This window comes from Aquabacterium sp. (genome assembly GCF_036273115.1).
Lineage (GTDB): Bacteria > Pseudomonadota > Gammaproteobacteria > Burkholderiales > Burkholderiaceae_C > Aquabacterium.
Genome location: NZ_DASUIN010000022.1, coordinates 99,420 through 116,381 on the forward strand (window position 1 = coordinate 99,420; position 16,962 = coordinate 116,381).

Annotated in this window: 16 protein-coding genes; 6 read left to right on the top strand and 10 right to left on the bottom strand. The window is 61.7% G+C overall.

The genetic code is table 11. The features are described 5' to 3' along the window. Positions 1-672 precede the first annotated feature (672 nt). The 3 genes from VFW72_RS08520 (at position 673) to VFW72_RS08530 (ending at position 5,250) form a co-directional block, all read left to right on the top strand. Positions 673-2,940 (top strand): hypothetical protein, encoded by a 2,268-nt coding sequence (locus VFW72_RS08520; RefSeq protein ID WP_329673862.1) that lies wholly within the window; start codon positions 673-675, stop codon positions 2,938-2,940. 15 nt (positions 2,941-2,955) lie between these two features. Beyond that, complete coding sequence (locus VFW72_RS08525) at positions 2,956-3,438, top strand: GreA/GreB family elongation factor (RefSeq protein WP_329673863.1); 483 nt, start codon at positions 2,956-2,958, stop codon at positions 3,436-3,438. A gap of 69 nt (positions 3,439-3,507) precedes the next feature. Further along, on the top strand, positions 3,508-5,250 hold the full coding sequence (locus VFW72_RS08530) for an ATP-binding protein (RefSeq protein ID WP_329673864.1): 1,743 nt from the start codon (positions 3,508-3,510) through the stop codon (positions 5,248-5,250). A gap of 28 nt (positions 5,251-5,278) precedes the next feature. Here VFW72_RS08530 and VFW72_RS08535 read toward each other — a convergent pair whose 3' ends face one another. From VFW72_RS08535 to VFW72_RS08550, 4 genes are all read right to left on the bottom strand, one after another. After that, the gene (locus VFW72_RS08535; RefSeq protein ID WP_329673865.1) at positions 5,279-5,833 is read right to left on the bottom strand and encodes a hypothetical protein; all 555 of its coding nucleotides are present in this window, start codon (positions 5,831-5,833) and stop codon (positions 5,279-5,281) included. Further along, positions 5,830-6,429 carry an MBL fold metallo-hydrolase gene (locus VFW72_RS08540; RefSeq protein WP_329673866.1) on the bottom strand — a complete coding sequence of 200 codons (600 nt, stop codon included), beginning with the start codon at positions 6,427-6,429 and terminating at the stop codon, positions 5,830-5,832. Before VFW72_RS08540 ends, VFW72_RS08535 begins: the two co-directional genes overlap by 4 nt. Positions 6,430-6,485: 56 nt before the next feature. Further along, positions 6,486-7,688, bottom strand: coding sequence for a hypothetical protein (locus tag VFW72_RS08545; protein WP_329673867.1), 1,203 nt, complete (start codon positions 7,686-7,688; stop codon positions 6,486-6,488). A gap of 198 nt (positions 7,689-7,886) precedes the next feature. After that, positions 7,887-8,636, bottom strand: a complete 750-nt coding sequence (locus VFW72_RS08550) for a Crp/Fnr family transcriptional regulator (protein ID WP_329673944.1) — start codon at positions 8,634-8,636, stop codon at positions 7,887-7,889. A gap of 138 nt (positions 8,637-8,774) precedes the next feature. On the opposite strand from VFW72_RS08550, the gene VFW72_RS08555 reads away from it, so the two are divergent. Both VFW72_RS08555 and VFW72_RS08560 read left to right on the top strand, forming a co-directional pair. Beyond that, complete coding sequence (locus VFW72_RS08555; protein WP_329673868.1) at positions 8,775-9,443, top strand: cupin domain-containing protein; 669 nt, start codon at positions 8,775-8,777, stop codon at positions 9,441-9,443. Further along, complete coding sequence (locus VFW72_RS08560) at positions 9,440-10,558, top strand: flavin monoamine oxidase family protein (RefSeq protein WP_329673869.1); 1,119 nt, start codon at positions 9,440-9,442, stop codon at positions 10,556-10,558. The genes VFW72_RS08555 and VFW72_RS08560 overlap by 4 nt, the downstream gene beginning before the upstream one ends. Here the strand turns inward: VFW72_RS08560 and VFW72_RS08565 are convergent. The 6 genes from VFW72_RS08565 to VFW72_RS08590 all read right to left on the bottom strand — a co-directional run bounded on the left by VFW72_RS08565 (position 10,555) and on the right by VFW72_RS08590 (position 16,069). Beyond that, positions 10,555-11,355, bottom strand: coding sequence for a class I SAM-dependent methyltransferase (locus VFW72_RS08565; RefSeq protein ID WP_329673870.1), 801 nt, complete (start codon positions 11,353-11,355; stop codon positions 10,555-10,557). The two genes, VFW72_RS08560 and VFW72_RS08565, sit on opposite strands and share 4 nt — an antisense overlap. 19 nt (positions 11,356-11,374) lie before the next feature. Beyond that, complete coding sequence (locus VFW72_RS08570; RefSeq protein ID WP_329673871.1) at positions 11,375-12,235, bottom strand: TOBE domain-containing protein; 861 nt, start codon at positions 12,233-12,235, stop codon at positions 11,375-11,377. Between the two features lie 23 nt (positions 12,236-12,258). After that, positions 12,259-12,942 (bottom strand): ATP-binding cassette domain-containing protein, encoded by a 684-nt coding sequence (locus tag VFW72_RS08575; RefSeq protein ID WP_329673872.1) that lies wholly within the window; start codon positions 12,940-12,942, stop codon positions 12,259-12,261. After that, a complete protein-coding gene (modB, locus tag VFW72_RS08580; RefSeq protein ID WP_329673945.1) occupies positions 12,939-13,622 on the bottom strand; it encodes a molybdate ABC transporter permease subunit in 684 nt (227 codons plus the stop codon). Before modB ends, VFW72_RS08575 begins: the two co-directional genes overlap by 4 nt. A gap of 28 nt (positions 13,623-13,650) precedes the next feature. Further along, complete coding sequence (gene modA / locus VFW72_RS08585) at positions 13,651-14,412, bottom strand: molybdate ABC transporter substrate-binding protein (protein ID WP_329673873.1); 762 nt, start codon at positions 14,410-14,412, stop codon at positions 13,651-13,653. Positions 14,413-14,500: 88 nt separating this feature from the next. Further along, the gene (locus VFW72_RS08590; protein WP_329673874.1) at positions 14,501-16,069 is read right to left on the bottom strand and encodes a hypothetical protein; all 1,569 of its coding nucleotides are present in this window, start codon (positions 16,067-16,069) and stop codon (positions 14,501-14,503) included. A gap of 167 nt (positions 16,070-16,236) precedes the next feature. Here VFW72_RS08590 and VFW72_RS08595 point away from each other — a divergent pair, with 167 nt between their 5' ends. Beyond that, positions 16,237-16,932 (top strand): crotonase/enoyl-CoA hydratase family protein, encoded by a 696-nt coding sequence (locus tag VFW72_RS08595; RefSeq protein WP_329673875.1) that lies wholly within the window; start codon positions 16,237-16,239, stop codon positions 16,930-16,932. Positions 16,933-16,962 lie beyond the last annotated feature (30 nt).

The window sequence follows — 16,962 nt, forward strand, 5'->3', positions numbered from 1 at the left end:
CAAATATCTGACCTTGGCTATGCCCGGTCATGGGCTTGAACCAGATTGGGCATTGCGCAGTTTGATTGGGCTGGATAGTCTATGCTGATTAAATCGCTAGGATCAGCAATTGCCGGCGCGGATCGGCAATGTCACTGGGTGCAAGCGGTTAGCGGCGGTGCATTTGTCGGCATGATCTTGCCAAGTTTTGGAACGGACGCGATCCAGCAGGTCTAGCTGCTGGGCGTATGGCAGCGCAGCACATTCCGTAACGAGTGCGGCATATTGATGCTTGGAGTCAGCTCAGATCTGTACGGCGCGCTCGCTGTCTTGGGGGAAAGGTGATGTTCAACCTTTCGTTCCAGCGTCCGGCTTCGTCGCTTGCTGAGCTTGTACGTTGAAGGACCGCATTCCGGCGCTCCAGTTCCTGTAGACGACAGACCGCTATGGGTCGGTAGCTGCCAGTCACTGAGCACAAGCCGACCGACCGTACCCGCTGCTAACCCGACGTTCATTTGGACTAAACCAAAGTCCAACGCAAACCTCAATCGATCTGTCTGAAGAGACGTGACTCGGCCACGAGTCGACGCTAAGGTGGTACGTTAAGCTGCACACCGGTCGCTTGTCGGCCCAGCGTGAACAACACCTCACCGTAGATACAGCGCTCTGCGGGGATTGAGTTTGAAAGCCGTCATGTCACGATATTTCTTGCAACTTTTGGGCTGGGCTCTTGTATTCATTCTGGCCGCCGCACCCAGTCACGCTACCCCTGTCACCGATCTCAAGAAAATCGTCATTGGCAAGCACCATGGCTGTGGCATGACCCAGGCTGGCGCCTTGCGCTGCTTTGGCAACAACGGGCACGGACAAATTGGCACCGACCAGCGTCTGCCCTATTCCTTCGCCAGGCGCGCCTTGACCGTGCTGCCTTCCGGCGTCACAGACGTGGCCGTCAGCGATGAACATACTTGCGCGGTGGTTGATGGCGCGCTGTTTTGTTGGGGCAGCAATGAGCATGGGCAGCTGGGCCTGGGCAAGGCCGGCAGCGACGTCAAGACGCCAACCAAAGCAAGCGCCGTGTCCGGGGTGGTGACCTCGGTGGCCACTGGGTGGGGCACGACTTGCGTCATCCTGGCCCCGAACGGCACCTTGCAATGTTGGGGGCGCAACGACATGGGCCAGGTTGGCATCGGCTCTGCGGAACAGATGGTTCCGCAGCCAAGCACGGTGATTCGGTCGGGCGTGACCGCGGTGGCCGTGGGGGGCCAGCACACGTGCGCGGTCGTGAACGGCGGCCTGCAATGCTGGGGCTTTCTTTTGTTCAAGGATGAGGCATTCCAGACCCTGCGCAGCCCCCTGCCCATCATCCCTGCAGGACAGGGTGTGACCGCCGTCGCGGCCGCTCTGCACACCTGCGCCATCGTCAAGTCATCCTTGCAATGTTGGGGGCGCAACTTCCACAACCAGGTGGGTGTGCCTGAAGGCGCGCGGGTGGCGCCCAAGGTGCCCACCACCATCATCGCTTCCGACGTTGTGGCAATGGCGCTGAGCGATGAAAACACCTGTGCCGTGTCAAAGAGCGGTTTGATGTGCTGGGGCTGGAACAACCAAGCGCAAATGGGCACCCCCACTTCATCTGGCAGCACTACGCCCATGTCATTGTCGGTACCTGGCGTGCCGCCCGCGCGCATTCACGGGGTGGCGATTGGGATGCATCAGACCTGCGTGCTGGCCGGCACAGCGTCGCAGCCCGATGCCAGCCTTTTGCAATGCACCAACCGCGCCCCCCTGCCGGAAGAAGTGGATGACAACGAACCCGCTCCGCCCAACAACCCATGGGTGCCTTTCGGGACCGAGGGGGTCAGCCTGTCGGAGCCCCCGCCCGTTCTGCCGCGCATGGCACGCTATGGGCTGTGGCAAGGGGCCATCGGCACCCAGAACGTGATGGTGTTGCTGGCCCCGACGGGTTGCGACGCACGCTACTACTACCGCAAGCACCTCTGGCCTATTCTCCTGGAAGAGAAAGATCGCCGCCAAGGCAAGGTGTGGCATGAGCCGCAGGGCGAGGCCGGAGAGGCCAGCTGGACGTTCACCGCACTCTCGCCCGATGCCCGGGTTCTGACGGGCGAATGGCGCAGCCATGATGGCCAGCGCCATGTGCCGATTCGCCTCAATCTGTTGGCGCCCATGCCATCCACCGATGGGGAAGACGGCCAGCCGCGTTACGACTGCAGCGCCCACAACAAGGCGTTCGATGCGCCACGCGTTGCCCGCGCACGGCAAGAGCGCACTGTGGCCGCGAATGACACGCTGTTCAAGGGTGCTGAGGCCGCCTACCGCTATCGACGCGTGTCGGTGTTGGGCGAGCACATTCAGGGCTTTGCGCTGCCAGACATGAGCCCCGTGCCGCGCCTGCGGCGCGCGCTGGACGATTGGGAGAATGACGGTGTCTCGCAGTTCTACGACTGCGCTTTCGGCATGAGCGGGCGTTCGGACATGCCCGACACGGACTTCTACCTCGAACTGACCCCGCAGTTCTGGAACAACAAGCTGCTGGTGTTGCGCGAAACCTATTCGAACTATTGCGGTGGGGCGCACCCAAGCGGCGGCATATCGGGCCACCTGTTGTGGGACTTGGCCGCCGACCGGCCGGTGGATGTGTGGAAGTGGATGAAGGGCTCGGACCAGCCCAAGCACATTGTCTCGAAGAGGCTGCTTGATGTGCTGGCGTCCCACTACGGTCGGCGCAATGAAACAGGGGAAAGCAGTTGCGCCGACGCGTTAGAGGGCACAACCTTCTTTGACATGTACCCCAGTACCGGCGGGATGGTGTTTTCTCCCAGCCTGCCGCATGTCATTCAAGCGTGCGCAGAAGACATTGAAATTCCCTGGGGAAAAATGCGCCCCTTCCTGACGCCCGCCGGGCAAAAGGCGGTGACGGATCTACTGGGGGTTCGCTGATGGAGACCTGTCGCCATGGATAAATTCTTGCTGCAACAACAGGTGCTGGAACGGCTCGCCGACGACCTGCTGCAAGTCGAACAGGCAGCACGTGTGGCCCATGAAACGGCAACGCACGAAGAAAACATCGCCGAAAACAAGTACGACACCTTGGGCCTCGAAGCCGCCTACCTGGCCACCGGCCAGGCTCGCCGGGCTGAAGCCATTCGCCAGGCCATGGCCCATTGGCGCCAGTTCCGCCCGCGGCCCTACGACGCCACCCTTGGCATACAACTCGGTGCACTGGTCTGCCTGGTCGATTCCGATGGCGAAGAGCAATTGCTTTTTCTGGGCCCGGCTGGCGGGAGCATGAAGTTGATCCGTGGCGACCAGCACGTTCAAGTCATCAGCAGCGAATCGCCTTTGGGCAGGGCCATGCTGGGCAAATGCGAGGGCGATGAAGTGTCCATACAGGGCTCGCCAATCCGACAGCCGTTTGAGGTGCTGCGAGTTCTTTAGGCGACAACAGGCTCGCCCCGCTCGTCAGGTCTGAGGCCGAGTAGACTTTCTCGAAAAACCAGCCTCAATATGGACCTGCTCAAAGACATTGACAGCGGCGCATATAGCGAGTTGCTCCGCATTGCCTCTCGCAATGCCAAGCGCAGCGTGTCAGGCATGTGCATTGCTGCCACCTACATTGCTTATTTGGGGTGGGCGCACGGCAATCGGCTAGAAGCAACGGCTGTTTTTTTGATTGGCTGGGTAGTCGCTGTCTGGCGCTACATCGTGGCGGTGCAGCACGAGCGGCGAACTCACCCCACGGTCGAGCAACTTGATCTGGTCGCGCGTCGGCTGGAAGCCAATACCGTTGTTTCTGGGCTGATGTGGGTGTGTGCCACCCTGTCGATCTTTCCGGATCTGGTTGGCGATGAACGGACGATCTACTTGTGCCTGATTTGCGGCTCGGTGGCCATTGGGGCCTTCTTCATGGGGCTGGTCAGGCGGGCCTTTGGCATCTTGTGCTTGATGCACGTTGTATCGGTGGCGGCGGTTTCACTGTGGCGCCCTGAAGTCAGTTCGCCGTCTGTTTCCTTGTTGATGGCGTTTTACTGTTGGGTCGCGTATCGCTCTTCGAGTGACTTTGCCAATGCCACGCGTGAAGCGGTCGTGCAGCGCATCCGCGCCGATGCTGCCGATCGCGCCAAGTCGCGCTTCTTGGCGGTCATCAGCCACGAGTTGAGGACACCCATGCACGCTGTCATGGGTTCACTGGAGCTGCTGAAGGGCCATGCCCTGCCAACTGAGAGCCGACAGTTGATCGAAACCGCAGCATCGTCTGGCACGCTGCTGGTTTCCTTGTTGAATGACGTGTTGGACGTCACCAAAGCGCAAGAGGCCAAAATTCAGTTGGCGCATACGCCCGTGTCGTTGGCGGCATCCATTGACTCGGTGGTGAGCTTACTGAGGCCCGGCGCGGGTCAGCGTGGACTTGATCTGCGCGTGATGGTTGACGCGGAGCTGCCTCGCGGGGTGCTGTCAGACCGTCGGCGCCTTGAGCAGGTTTTGTTCAACCTGCTGGGCAATTCGATCAAGTTCACAGACGTTGGATATGTCCAATTGGTGGTCCGTGTGACACGCCTATCGGCGGATCAGGCTCAGGTTTATTTTGAAATCAGCGACACAGGCATTGGCATGAGTCAAGACGTGTTGGATCGCCTGTTCTCGCCCTTTTTTCAGTCCACCGACGTATTGCCCCGAAAGGTGGAAGGCACGGGTTTGGGTCTGTTCATCAGCCGCAGCATTGTGGAGGCCATGGGCGCTACCTTGAAGGTAGAAAGCCATGAGGGGCAAGGTTCTTGTTTCAGTTTCGAAGTGACCTTCGATGTCACCACCGAAGAGCCTGTCACGCAACAAGCCACCCCGCTTGTCACGCCAGAGGCGAAAGATGTGACGGTCTTGGTCGTGGATGACTTGCCGGTCAATCGACTGTTGGCTTCGGAAATGCTGAAACGATTAGGCGCCAAGGTGATTGAAGCGGAGAGCGGCCTTGCAGCCTTGGAGACTTTGGCGCACACCACAGTTGATCTTGTGCTGATGGACGGCCAAATGCCAGTTTTGGACGGGTATCAAACCACTCTCCAAATCAGGCAACGGGAAGCTGATCGTGGCCTGAAGCGCACGCCAGTGATTGCGCTGAGTGCCAGCGCGTATGCCGACGATGTTCAGCGCTCATTGGATGCTGGCATGGATGGCCATTTGTCCAAGCCATACCGACTTGAAGAGCTGGAACAGATACTCAAGAAATGGACACAGCCCCCAATCGGCGGCTGAATCTGAACGCAAGGGGGCTCATTGGCTTTCACTCCCCGAACGAAAGCTGCCCCGACAGCTGCGCCATGACCTGCTGAAGGCGGAGCGCGTGTTGCGGATCGTCGCTAGGGGCCCCCTGCAACAACATCAACTTGGCCAAGGCCGCGCTGGTCTGGCCGATCTTGCCGGCAGCCTCTCTGGCCTCGACCTTCACCATCAACGCACTGGCGTCGGCCCAGCGTTGCGCCAAAGAGGTTTCTTCTCGGTGGTCGTACCACCGCTGCAGTTCGGCGCGCAGGGCCACGTTCTCGGGCTTTTGCCAGTCTTCCATTCCGGTGTCGAGCGCAGAGCTGGTGTGCTCAGCGCCCTCAATGTGAACGCCCCCCTGCCCCGCCGCTTCGCTTGATCGGATGGCGGCTGCCGTGGCTCCCGTGCTGGCCTCGCCATGAATGAGTTGCCCAAACCCGTCTTGGCGATTAGCGGCTGGTACTGCGGGGCCACGCTCGGATTCGTAGAACAGATGCCCGATGAACACAACCACCAGACCAGCAGCCATGACATAAAGCCACCGATGAACCAAAGGAGTGGGATGAATCTTGATCATGGCGTACCTTGTGGAATCAACAATTTCTGCCCGCCCGATTCGATCAGGTAGCCCACACAGCCCGGTGTCGACCCAGACAGGGGCAGAACCTTCAAGCCGGGCACGAGCGCAATACCCTCATCTACCGCCTGCAACTTGCCAGCTTGCACATAGGGCATCACGCTGGTGATGGTGGTGGCAAACGCCACCTTCTGGTCATCAGGGGCCTGCACATAGCTGTAGTCAGCCAACCAATATTGCATGGCCGCAGCCGATGCAAACAGCTGTGCATTCTTGTACTGGCGTTGTGCGTTGGGTGCCAGCAGCCCGCCCACCAGGTCGGCGTGCATGCTGGTCAGAAACACCGCAGACACCTCGTCTGGCGCAATGCCGACAGACTTCAGGTTTTCAGCGACCAGGCCCAGGTCATGCCCTTGCCTGGCGCCCCGCCCCGCATTGATCAACACCACAGTGCGGCCTTTGCGAATGGCGTAGGCCACCCCACTTTGCTGAGTGGGGTCAGGTTGGGGCAAGCGCGTGTCAGGCAAGGCAAATACTTCGAATTCACCCACCTGCCACTGCGCCTTGGATTCAAGCGCCCAACCAGACCCCGCCAAGGCAAGGGTCGCACCGACAGCGAGAAGCGCATGCCTGCAGTACACCCACATCGCGATCAGTTCTTCAAGTTGTCGATGACGGCAGCTGGCACGGTGGCCAGGCGGCTGCGCTGTGGGTACTTGCCCACCGGCACGCGCGCCACTTCGGTGGCCGATTCGAAGTCGATCACCGACAGATCGTTGCTTTCGCTGTTGGACACGTAGCAGCGCTTGCCATCGGAACTGGTGCTGACCCAGTAGGGCTTGGAGCCAGAAGGCAGGATGCGGTCGGTTGTCATCGCAGGCACGGAGGCAATGACGATGTAGTTGTCAATGGTGCCGGCCATGCACAGCTTGGTCTCGGCGCCGTTGATGGCCATGCCGTGGAAGGCCGAGTTCAGCGGATAGTCGTCCTTGGTCTTGAAGTGTTCCTTGGCGTAGTCGCTCATGGGAATCTCGACCTGCTTGAGCACCTTGCCTGTGGCCATGTCGACCTTGGCATAGCCGTTCAGATACGACATCTGCACGTAGGTTGTCTTGCCATCGCGGGTGACCACGTTGGGGCGAATGCCATAGGGCAAGGTCCACTTGTTGACGACTTCAAAGGTCTTGGCGTCGACCACGGTCATCTGCTTTTTACCCTTGATGCCATTCAAGGCATAAGGCAGGGGAATGACGCCAATGCTGGTGTTGTAGATGTACTTGCCGTCGGGCGAGTAATCGTTCTGGTGCGGGAAGCTGCCTGTGGGCACCTTGGTGACTTGCTTGCCGGTGGCGGTGTCGATCACGAAGAAATGGCCATCGCTGGTGGCCGACACGGCAATGTGCTTGCCATCAGGGCTGAAGCCCATGTGATCGGCATTGATGCCTGGAATGGGAAAGCGCCAGAGGATGCGGTGATCGGGCGAGCTCAGGTCAATGGCCACCACATCAGACAGGTTCGAGCGGGAGATGTAAACGGTCTTGCCGTCGAGCGACACGGCGATGTCATCCACAAAGCGGTCGCCGCCCTTGGTGGACTTGGCAACCTCGTACGTGGCACGACGGATGATGTCCATTTCGGCCAGACGTTCTTTCAGGTCGGGAATGGCGTTCACGTACCCCAACTTGGTCAGCGAGGCTTCGTCGACAAAGCTCAAGGTGCCCCCTGCGGAGTCACCCACAACCAGAACCTTCTTGCTCGCTTGAGCCCATGCAGAACTCGATGCGGCGCCCACGAACAATGCGGCACAGGCCAGGGCGATGCGGCCCGCTGCGACAAACTGGTTTGCGTGTTTCATTGCTTGTTTCCTCGTTCAAATGGTTGCGAAGAGCCCCGGCACCAGGCGCGAGATGCGCCATGGCTTGCGGCCGAAGCGCATGGTCGCCACACGAGGAAAACAAGATCGTTAAGTGATTAACAATGACCGGGTTACCGATAGGACATTACGCGCGACACCCCTCATTCAAGGGGATCGCCATAGGGGCCTTGATCCCCATCAGGTCTGCAGCCTGTCGTTGTCGGCATGCAGCGAGTTGGGCGGATACTCGCCATCAATCTTGGCGGCGTCGCACAAGCGAGCCCAGTCGGTCACTCTGACCCGGCGGTATTCCAGTCGCAAGATCCCTTGGTCTTGCAAGGCCTTCAGGCCCGCAGCAACCGTCTGGCGGGTCATGGCCAACATCTCAGCCAGCGACCCCTGATTCAGCGGCACGCTGCTGTTGGCGGGGTCAGGCACCGAGGCCCAACCCTGGGTCAGGGTCATGACGATGGCGCGAGCGAGCTTGGCTTGCCTGTCAAGGCGTGAACTGGCTTCCAGGGCAAAAAACAGCAAACGGGTTTTTTGCGCCATCAACACCGCCAGCCGAAACGCCCACTGGGGATCGTCGTTGACCAAACCCGTCAGCCGCGTTGGCGACACATGCAGCAGCAACGTCGACCCGACCGCTTGCGCATCGTGTGTGCGAGGCAGGCCATCGAAGAAGGCAATTTCGCCAAACCAGGTGGGCGGTGAGATCACACTGAAGAGGTTTTCTTGCCCGTCGAGCGCAATGCCAGTGAGACGGATGCCCCCTTCCAGCACGCAGTAAATCCCATCAAAGCTGTCCCCACGCAAGAAGAGTTGCTGCCCTCCACGCAGAGGCAGAAAAGTGGCATCGCTCAACAAACGCTGCGCAGCAGCAGGCGGCAAGCTGTTGAACCACAGGCTTTTCTGTAATACCGGCAGGTAATGCTTAGGGTCTGACACGGTCAAGACAGGCACCTCTTGTATGGGGCGACAGAGACTCGGCAGCCGCTGCGCTGCCGACGAAAAGACCCGACTATGACAGGTCCATATTCAATGTGCAAAACTGCTTCCTACGCCAGGGAATGTCTGCCGCCCACCATGCACCTTCACGCCGATTTCTCCAAACGAGCCATCGTTGCCGCGCACCAGTACCAGTGGGTTGCATCGCCCCAGGCGGGGGTAGAGCGGGTCATGCTTGACCGCATCGGCGAGGAAAAGGCCCGCGCGACCAGCATCGTTCGCTACGCCGAGGGCTCGTTCTTCCCCGCCCATTCGCACCCTGGCGGCGAGGAGATTCTGGTGCTGTCGGGCACGTTTTCGGAAGACGACCGCCACTACCCGGCAGGCTGGTATTTGCGCAACCCGCCGGGCAGCGCCCATCAACCCGCCAGCGAGGAAGGTGCGGTCATTTTCGTGAAGCTACGGCAAATGCCGGAGAGCGAACAAGCCCCTGTTCGCATTGACACGCGCAGCCCCGCCAACTGGGTTCAGCAAGGCACGATCCAGGTCTGCCCCTTGTTTACGTCGGAAGCCGAGCACGTGCGTTTGCTGCGCTTGCCGGCGCAAGAACCATTGGCATGGCCACCAACAGGTGGCGCGGAGTTGCTGGTGATCGAGGGAACGCTGGTGGCCGACGGGCAGAACTATGCCGGCGGCAGCTGGCTGCGCTTCCCTTCTGAAGACTCGCCTCAAGTCCATGCCGGACCGGAGGGCGTGACGGTCTATGTGAAGACGGGGCACCTGCCTCCAGACGGCCCCGGCGCATGACAACGCACAAGACCCGCATTGCCATCGTCGGCGCAGGGTTGAGTGGGCTGTACGCAGCGCATCGCCTCGCTGGCCTGGGCATGACCGACTTCGTGGTGCTGGAAGCGCGAGCCCGAATAGGCGGCCGCATTGAGCCGTTCCAGCCCCAAGGCATGAACCCAGCACAGGCCCCTGATCCACTCACCTCGCTCGACCTGGGGCCGACCTGGTTCTGGCCCGACCATCAAGCGCAGTTGGATCAGCTGGTCGCCAGCTTGGGCTTGCAGCGCTTTGCCCAGCACGAAGCCGGTGACATGGTGATCGAACGCGGGCCACACACCCCGCTGTGGCGAGGACCGGGCTACGCCAGCGCCCCCACGTCGATGCGCTTGGTGGGGGGCATGAATGCCCTGGTTCAAGCCTTGCGCGCATCCGTACCCCACGAGCGCGTGATCACGGGCATGTCCGTTCAGAGGCTGCAGGCAGACGAGTCTGGCGTAAAGCTGCACTGCGAGGCTGAAAGCGGCCATGTGGTCACCTGGCGCGTCGAGCAGGTTCTGCTGGCCGTGCCGCCACGCCTGGCCATCGAGCGCATCGATTTCAGCCCGGCCCTGCCGGCCGCTTTGGCTCGGCAGTGGCAAGCCACCGCCACCTGGATGGCCCCGCATGCCAAATACCTCGCGGTGTACGACACCCCGTTCTGGCGAGAACAGGGCTTGTCAGGCGAGGCGCGCAGCACACATGGCCCCATGGGCGAAATCCACGATGCGTCGATACCCGGCGGTCATGCCGCCCTGTTCGGCTTCCTGGGCGTGCCTGCCCAGGCCAGACGCAGTGTGGGCGACGCCGCCCTGCGCGCCGCATGCCGAGCCCAACTGGTACGCCTGTTCGGCCCCCAGGCGGCTCACCCGATGAACGAGATGATCAAGGACTGGGCACAAGACCCACACACGGCCACCGAATCTGACCTTGACGCCATCGGCCACCACCCTCCCACGCCTGTCAACCGCGTGGGCTCTGGCCCATGGGCGGATCGCCTGACGGGAATTGCCAGCGAATGGTCGCCTCAGTTTCCGGGTTACGTGGCCGGCGCAATCGAAGCGGCAGAGCTGGGATTGGCGGGTTTCCGGGGTTAGTTCGCAGACACCGACCAACTGATCAAAGCCCAGCGATGCGACAAGGCCGCATTGACACGGCTGATCGAACCCCTCTGCTGCACCCATGCATGCAAGCGGCCAAGCTCTTCGGAACTCAGGGGCCCCAAGCCCGATTCAACCGCCGCCACAAACGCATCCAGGCTGGTCGCCCCGCTGTAGGGGCTGGCGCAATCGATGTAGCTGAGCTCGGGCTGGCACCCCATTTGCGCCAGGATGTTGATGATGTAGGGGTAGTCAGGCCAGGGTGCTTTACGCCCTCGCCCCAGAATGCCTTGCAGCCTGGATTCAGCAAATTCACCCCCCACCAGACTGGTGAGGTAGACACGCTGGCGCGCGTGGTCGTGGAGCTTCTTCAAGGCTGCGGCCATGTCCCTCACGGCGGTGGAGCGTGACGCCAGCACCACGTCGCACACGGGCACGTCGTGCCAGTCGTCGTCCCACGATTTGAGCAAGGCCTGGACATGGGTTTGCCCGCTGGCCTGGGCCTGGCGCTGCAAACACGCCAACATGCCAGGGCTGAAGTCCATGCCATATACCTGGGGCACATGGCGGGCCAGTTCCAGCGTGATGGGCCCGGCCCCACACCCCACATCAAGTACCGACTGGCAGCCTGCCAAATCGAGCCGGCGCATCAGTTCTTGCCCATAGTCACCCAGGCGGGTGTCGGCCCCCAGCTTTGCGGCGCGCGCGTCCCACATCTCGGGCGTTTTCGGGCGACCGACTGCCGCCATGTGCTGGCGATACAAGGCAGCGAAGTCAATGTCGTTCAGCCACATGGGCTCACTCTCCAATCTTTCAGGCCGGCACGCCCAGAATGACGCTGGAAGCCTTGAACAAGGCCGTGGCGGGTTGGCCTTCGGCCAGGGCCAATTGATCGGCACTGTCATTGGTGACCACGGCGGCCACGCTCAAGCCGTGCCCCAGATCAATCACCACCTCGGTGTTGACTGCGCCTGCCTGCACCCGTGCGATGGTGCCGCTGAGTGCGTTGCGTGCCGAAACCTTGGCGCCGTTCAGATCGGTGGCAACCATGATCGACGAGGACTTGACCAAGGCAAACGCCTGGACTCCCACCGCCAGCCCGAGGCTGTGCGTGCTTTCGTGGGTCACGATGGCCACCAGCTTGCTGCCTGAACCCAAGGTGAGTTCAACTTCGTCGTTGACGGCACCGGACTGGATCGCGGTCACAGTGCCCAGGTACTGGTTGCGCGCGCTGGTCTTCATGCCCATGCTCCGGATCAAACGGTAGTCTTCGCTGAGGTCGCCACCCAGTGCGCCACCGAGTTCACCACCCAGTGCGCCCCCTGCGTCGCTCAAGTGCTGACTGAGTCGTGCCATGAATTGCTGGTGTGCTTGCTCAATGACACGGTAGTGGTGGACCAATTGCCGGCCGCGCTCGGTCAAGCGCGTACCGCCGCCGCCCTTGCCACCGGCCATGCGCTCCACCAAAGGTTCACCCGCGAGATTGTTCATGGTGTCGATGGCGTCCCACGCGCCCTTGTAGCTCATGCCCACGGCCTTGGCCGCCTGGGTAATCGAGCCACTTTCGGCGATCTGGGCCAGCAGATTCATGCGTGTCGGGCCCCCGAGGTTTTCGCCGCCTACCGCCCACCAGACCGAGCCTTGCAGGTCAATGGTCTTGTCTTGTTGATGCATGGGGTGCCCTGTTCAAGCCGCACTCAAGCCGAAGCCAGGCGACCATCTTTCATGTGGAAGACCTCATCACCAAAGGCCCGGATGTCATCGGGGTCGTGGGTGATGAGGACCAAGGGAAGATTCAGTTGGCGCAGCAGGCGGTCAAGCTCCTGGCGCAACTGCGCACGCAGCGCCAGATCGAGTGCGGCAAAGGGTTCATCGAGCAGGAGCAAGCGCGGCTGAGTGATCAAGGTTCGGGCCAAGGCCGTGCGCTGGCGTTGTCCGCCCGACAGCATGGCCGGCAGTTGCTGCTCCAAGCCGCCCAGGCCCAGGGCTTCGATCCAGTAATCGACCTGCTGGTTGGGGAAGGACCGGCTGGGGTTGAACCAGCTTCGGGTCAAGCCGAAGGCGATGTTCTGCCGCACGGTCAGGTGCGGGAACAGAGCGTAGTCTTGAAACAGATAGCCCACATGCCGGTCTTGGGGGCGCAGACAGGTGTTTTGGTCGGCATGAAACCAAGGCTGCCCACCCACCACAATGGAACCCGAGTCGGGTCGATCGAGCCCGGCGATGAGCTTGAGCGTGGCGCTCTTGCCCGCACCCGACGGGCCATGAATGACCACCCGGCGTGCGTCTGACTGAAGTTGAATGCTCAGCGAAAACTCGCGCTGATCAGAGCGAAGCGTTTTCCGGATCTGCACATCCAGCAGCGGGGAAGTGGTGTTCATGCCTGCCCCCGTCGATGCACCTGGTGGCCTGGGGCCAGTCGATTGGCCAGCAACAAGACCGCCACACACACAGCCGAGATGACCAGCACCAAGGTGTTGGCCAGCCCGTCGTCGCCCGCCTGCACGGCTTCGTACACCGCCACCGACAAGGTCTGGGTGCGACCGGGAATGCTGCCGGCCACCATCAGCGTGGCCCCGAACTCGCCCAAGGAACGCGCGAACCCCAGCAAGATGCCGGCAAGGATGCCGCGCCAGGCCAGCGGCAAGGTCACCCGAAAGAACACGGCCATGGCGGGCAAGCCCAGCACGCGCGCCGCGTCTTCCAGTTGCGCATCGACCGCCTCGAAAGCCGCCCGCGCCGGCTTGACGATCAACGGCAAGGCCACCACCGAGGCGGCCACCACGGCGCCTTGCCAGGTGAAGATCAGGTTCACACCCCAGGTGTCGGCCAGCCATTGCCCGACCACGCCCTTGCGCCCCAACAAAACCAGCAGGTAGTAACCCACCACCGTGGGCGGCAGCACCATGGGCAGGGTGAGCAAGGTGTCGAGCAAGTCACGCCCCACGAAGCGGCCCCGTGCCAGGGCATAGCCCAAGCCCACCCCCAGCAGGCCGGTGATGGCCGTGGCCCAGCAGGCCACTTTCAAGGACAAGGCCAGCGCGGGCCAGGCAGACTCCATCAGAACCAGCATCGCGTGCATCCCGCCTTCAGGGCTTCAGAAAGCCGTGGCGAGCCAAGGTGGCCTGCCCTTCGGCAGACAACACATAGGCCACAAAGCGGCGGGCTTCGGCCGAATGGGCCGAGTTCGTCAACGGGGCAATGGGGTACTGAATGGCTTGTTTCAGGGGCACGGAAAAAGCCACCTTGACCTTGTCTTTCATCACACTGGCGTCGGTGGCGTAAACAAAGCCGGCATCGACCTCCCCCCGGGCGACATAGTCCAGCGACTGGCGCACGTTCTGCGTTTGAACCGCTTTGGCTTGCACCACAGGCCACAGTCTGGCGGCCTCCAGCGCACGCTGGGTATAACGCCCCACGGGCACGCTGGCGGGGTTGCCAATGGCCACGCGCTGCACGCGGGCCTGCCCCAGGTCCTTCAAGCCCTGGAATGCCTGGGGGGCATCGACAGGCTGAATCAGCACCAGGGTGTTGCTGACGAAGTTGCGCCGCCCGCTGCTGAGGACGAGACCCAACTGCTCGGCTTGATCCATGGTGTCCTGATCGGCCGAGGCCAACACATCGACCGGCGCGCCTTTGGCAATTTGCTGCAGCAAGGCGCCCGATGCGCCGAAATTCAGCAGCACCTTGGTGCCCGGGTTCTGCTTCTCGAAACCCTGAGCCACGTCCTTGAACGCGTTGGTCAGGCTGGAGGCCGCGGACACGGTCAACTCACCCGCAGCGGCCAAACCACAGGCCCCCAAACAGATCACACCGATCAAGGTGCGGAAATGGCTCGGCAAGCATCGCATGGTGCAGTTTTCCGTCGTGAAACCATGCGAAATATACTTGACTACATAGCGCTAGACCATCCTTCTGATGGTCTAGTCCTCAAGGGCTTCAAGCCGCGCCAAGCCAGTCGACGGAGGGCTGGGTGTCGGCCTCCGCCCCGCGGGCCACATCGGCCTGAGCCCGCTGCTGTGCCTGCGCCGCAAAGTGCAAGGTCAACCACAAGTTGCGCTCTTCGATCTGATCGCACCGGGCATCGGTCAACAGGGCGGCGCGATCGGCTCGCGAGGTCCAGACATCCAGATGCGCCGACTCCACCAGCAGTTCGGTCACTTCGTCGCTCTGAACCAAGGGCGCAAAGGGGTGATACGAGGCCCCCTGGGTTTGATCTGGCAGGCGGTTGTAGGTGAACTCGGCCAGGGGTGCCCACAGCCGCTCGGTCGAGTCGGCATGGAAACGATTGCCCTGCTTGAATGGGCGGCCCATGGCCGCGGTGGCACGCATCCACGGTGCGTCCAGAAAGGGTGAACGGGGTGAGCCGTGCGCCGCGTAGCAAGCCAGGCCGCCGCCAATGAAGTGGCGCACGCGTTGCTCGGCATAGAAGGCATCGAGCGCAGGCAGGAAGCGGCGCGCGCCCCACTTGCGTCCGGCGCCGGCCTGCGCCGCCAACTCCGCCACGGGCCAGGGGTTGCGCCCCACGATGGGGTTGGCCTGCGAGAACTTCATCTGGCGGCGCACACAGCGAGCAAACCAATACGCGTTCATGCCCAGGGCAGGCGCATGCCTGGCCACCGGGTCGAACCGCGGTTGGTCGAAAAAGAAGCTGCGAGCGAATTCGCCGTTGCTACCGACCAGGTGCACGCCACGAGAAAAATCTTTGCCCAAGTGGTAGAGGTAGGTGTGCCAGTTCACTGCGGTTTTCACACCCGAGGTGGCTGCCGCAATGGCGGCACCATGCCGCAGGTAGTCGGCCGGGTCCAGCGTGATGACCTGCAAGCGCAAACCCACGCGCTGGCAAATGGCACGAGCCATGATGACATCGGTGCTGTTGTCGTAGCCCATGACCGACACCCGTGGTTTGATGCCGCGGTCCAGACACAAGGCCAACAGCAAGCGGCTGTCATAGCCGGCAGACAAGGACAGATGGACTTCGCCCACCCCACCGGAGGCATCAGCCAGACAGCCCTCAAAACTGCGCTTGAGCAAGCCGAAAGCGCGCTCTTGCGATGGGTCTTCATCCCACAGGAAGCGACGCACCGGCAAAGCCTCAATCTGCAGTTGCCCGTTCTTCACCGACACGCGCGAAGCCGAAGGCATCCTGTAGACACCTTCACACAAGGTGTCGTCGTTGATGGCGTGCCCGTACAGCGCCAGGCTGCGGATGGTGCGCTCGTTCCAGCGCCAGCTCAGGCCCGCGCGGGCGGCCACTTCAAAAGCACTGGCCCCGGTCACCAGGTACCCTTGGGTAGACAGCGCGTAGTAGTAGGGCTGGGCCGACAAGAACGACGAGATCGCAAACCCATCCACCGGCGAGGGGTTGACCAACACAAAGTCGCCCGCCAGATCGCTGACATCGCCGCCGCCCTGAATGAAGCGCAACAGATCGTGGGCCGCCATCGGGCTGTAGCCGTGCAGAAAAAGCGCCTGATCCCCACGGAAGGCGGCTGAGGTCACTGTCATCGCGAATTTCCCCGTCTGCTCATTGCTGCACAAATGTGCAGTTGAGGTTTTGTTCAGATGACGACATTAGTGACGCATTCGGACAGGAATATGACAGCCTGTCCCCCTTTCACCGGGGTCTGTGGCCGGCATAATCTGCGGCATCACTGATCCATTCCGAGACCCTCATGAGCGACCTGGTTTCCTACCAACTGCAAGACGGCATCGCCACCCTGACCCTGAACAACGGCAAGGTCAATGCCATTTCCCCCGCTGTGATCGATGCGTTCAACCAGGCGCTCGACCAGGCCACCCAGGACAAAGCGGTGGTGATCATCACCGGTCAGCCCGGCATCTTGTCGGGTGGCTATGACCTCAAGGAAATGATGAAGGGCCCGCAAAACGCGCTGGACCTGGTCGCCAAGGGCAGCACCATGGCGCGCCGCATGCTGTCGCACCCCTTCCCCATCATCGTGGCCTGCCCGGGTCATGCGGTGGCCAAGGGCGCATTCATCCTGCTGTCGGCCGACTACCGCATCGGCGTGGATGGCCCCTTCAATCTGGGCCTCAATGAAGTGCAGATCGGCATGACCATGCACCACGTGGGCATTGAACTGGCGCGTGACCGCCTGACCAAGGCTGTGTTCCAGCGCTCGGTCATCAACGGTGAAATGTTCAACCCGCAAGGCGCCAAGGAAGCCGGCTTCCTCGACGCCGTGGTGGCCACCCCAGAAGAGTTGATGCCCGCCGCCTTGGCCATGGCCCAGCAGCTGAAGAAGATCAACATGACCGCCCACGCCAAGACCAAGCTGAAGTCCCGTCAAGCCCTGCTTGACACGCTGGACAAGGCCATCGAAGTGGACAAGCAGACTGCGCTGAACTGATCCCATCGGTCCGTCTCTCCTGCGAGAGAG

Coding starts and splice junctions, on each gene's coding strand:
- VFW72_RS08520 (WP_329673862.1), top strand. CDS start 673: ATGTCACGATATTTCTTGCAACTTTTGGGCTGGGCTCTTGTATTCATT.
- VFW72_RS08525 (WP_329673863.1), top strand. CDS start 2,956: ATGGATAAATTCTTGCTGCAACAACAGGTGCTGGAACGGCTCGCCGAC.
- VFW72_RS08530 (WP_329673864.1), top strand. CDS start 3,508: ATGGACCTGCTCAAAGACATTGACAGCGGCGCATATAGCGAGTTGCTC.
- VFW72_RS08535 (WP_329673865.1), bottom strand. CDS start 5,833: ATGATCAAGATTCATCCCACTCCTTTGGTTCATCGGTGGCTTTATGTC.
- VFW72_RS08545 (WP_329673867.1), bottom strand. CDS start 7,688: ATGAAACACGCAAACCAGTTTGTCGCAGCGGGCCGCATCGCCCTGGCC.
- VFW72_RS08555 (WP_329673868.1), top strand. CDS start 8,775: ATGCACCTTCACGCCGATTTCTCCAAACGAGCCATCGTTGCCGCGCAC.
- VFW72_RS08560 (WP_329673869.1), top strand. CDS start 9,440: ATGACAACGCACAAGACCCGCATTGCCATCGTCGGCGCAGGGTTGAGT.
- VFW72_RS08565 (WP_329673870.1), bottom strand. CDS start 11,355: ATGTGGCTGAACGACATTGACTTCGCTGCCTTGTATCGCCAGCACATG.
- VFW72_RS08570 (WP_329673871.1), bottom strand. CDS start 12,235: ATGCATCAACAAGACAAGACCATTGACCTGCAAGGCTCGGTCTGGTGG.
- VFW72_RS08575 (WP_329673872.1), bottom strand. CDS start 12,942: ATGAACACCACTTCCCCGCTGCTGGATGTGCAGATCCGGAAAACGCTT.
- modB (WP_329673945.1), bottom strand. CDS start 13,622: ATGGAGTCTGCCTGGCCCGCGCTGGCCTTGTCCTTGAAAGTGGCCTGC.
- modA (WP_329673873.1), bottom strand. CDS start 14,412: ATGCGATGCTTGCCGAGCCATTTCCGCACCTTGATCGGTGTGATCTGT.
- VFW72_RS08590 (WP_329673874.1), bottom strand. CDS start 16,069: ATGACAGTGACCTCAGCCGCCTTCCGTGGGGATCAGGCGCTTTTTCTG.
- VFW72_RS08595 (WP_329673875.1), top strand. CDS start 16,237: ATGAGCGACCTGGTTTCCTACCAACTGCAAGACGGCATCGCCACCCTG.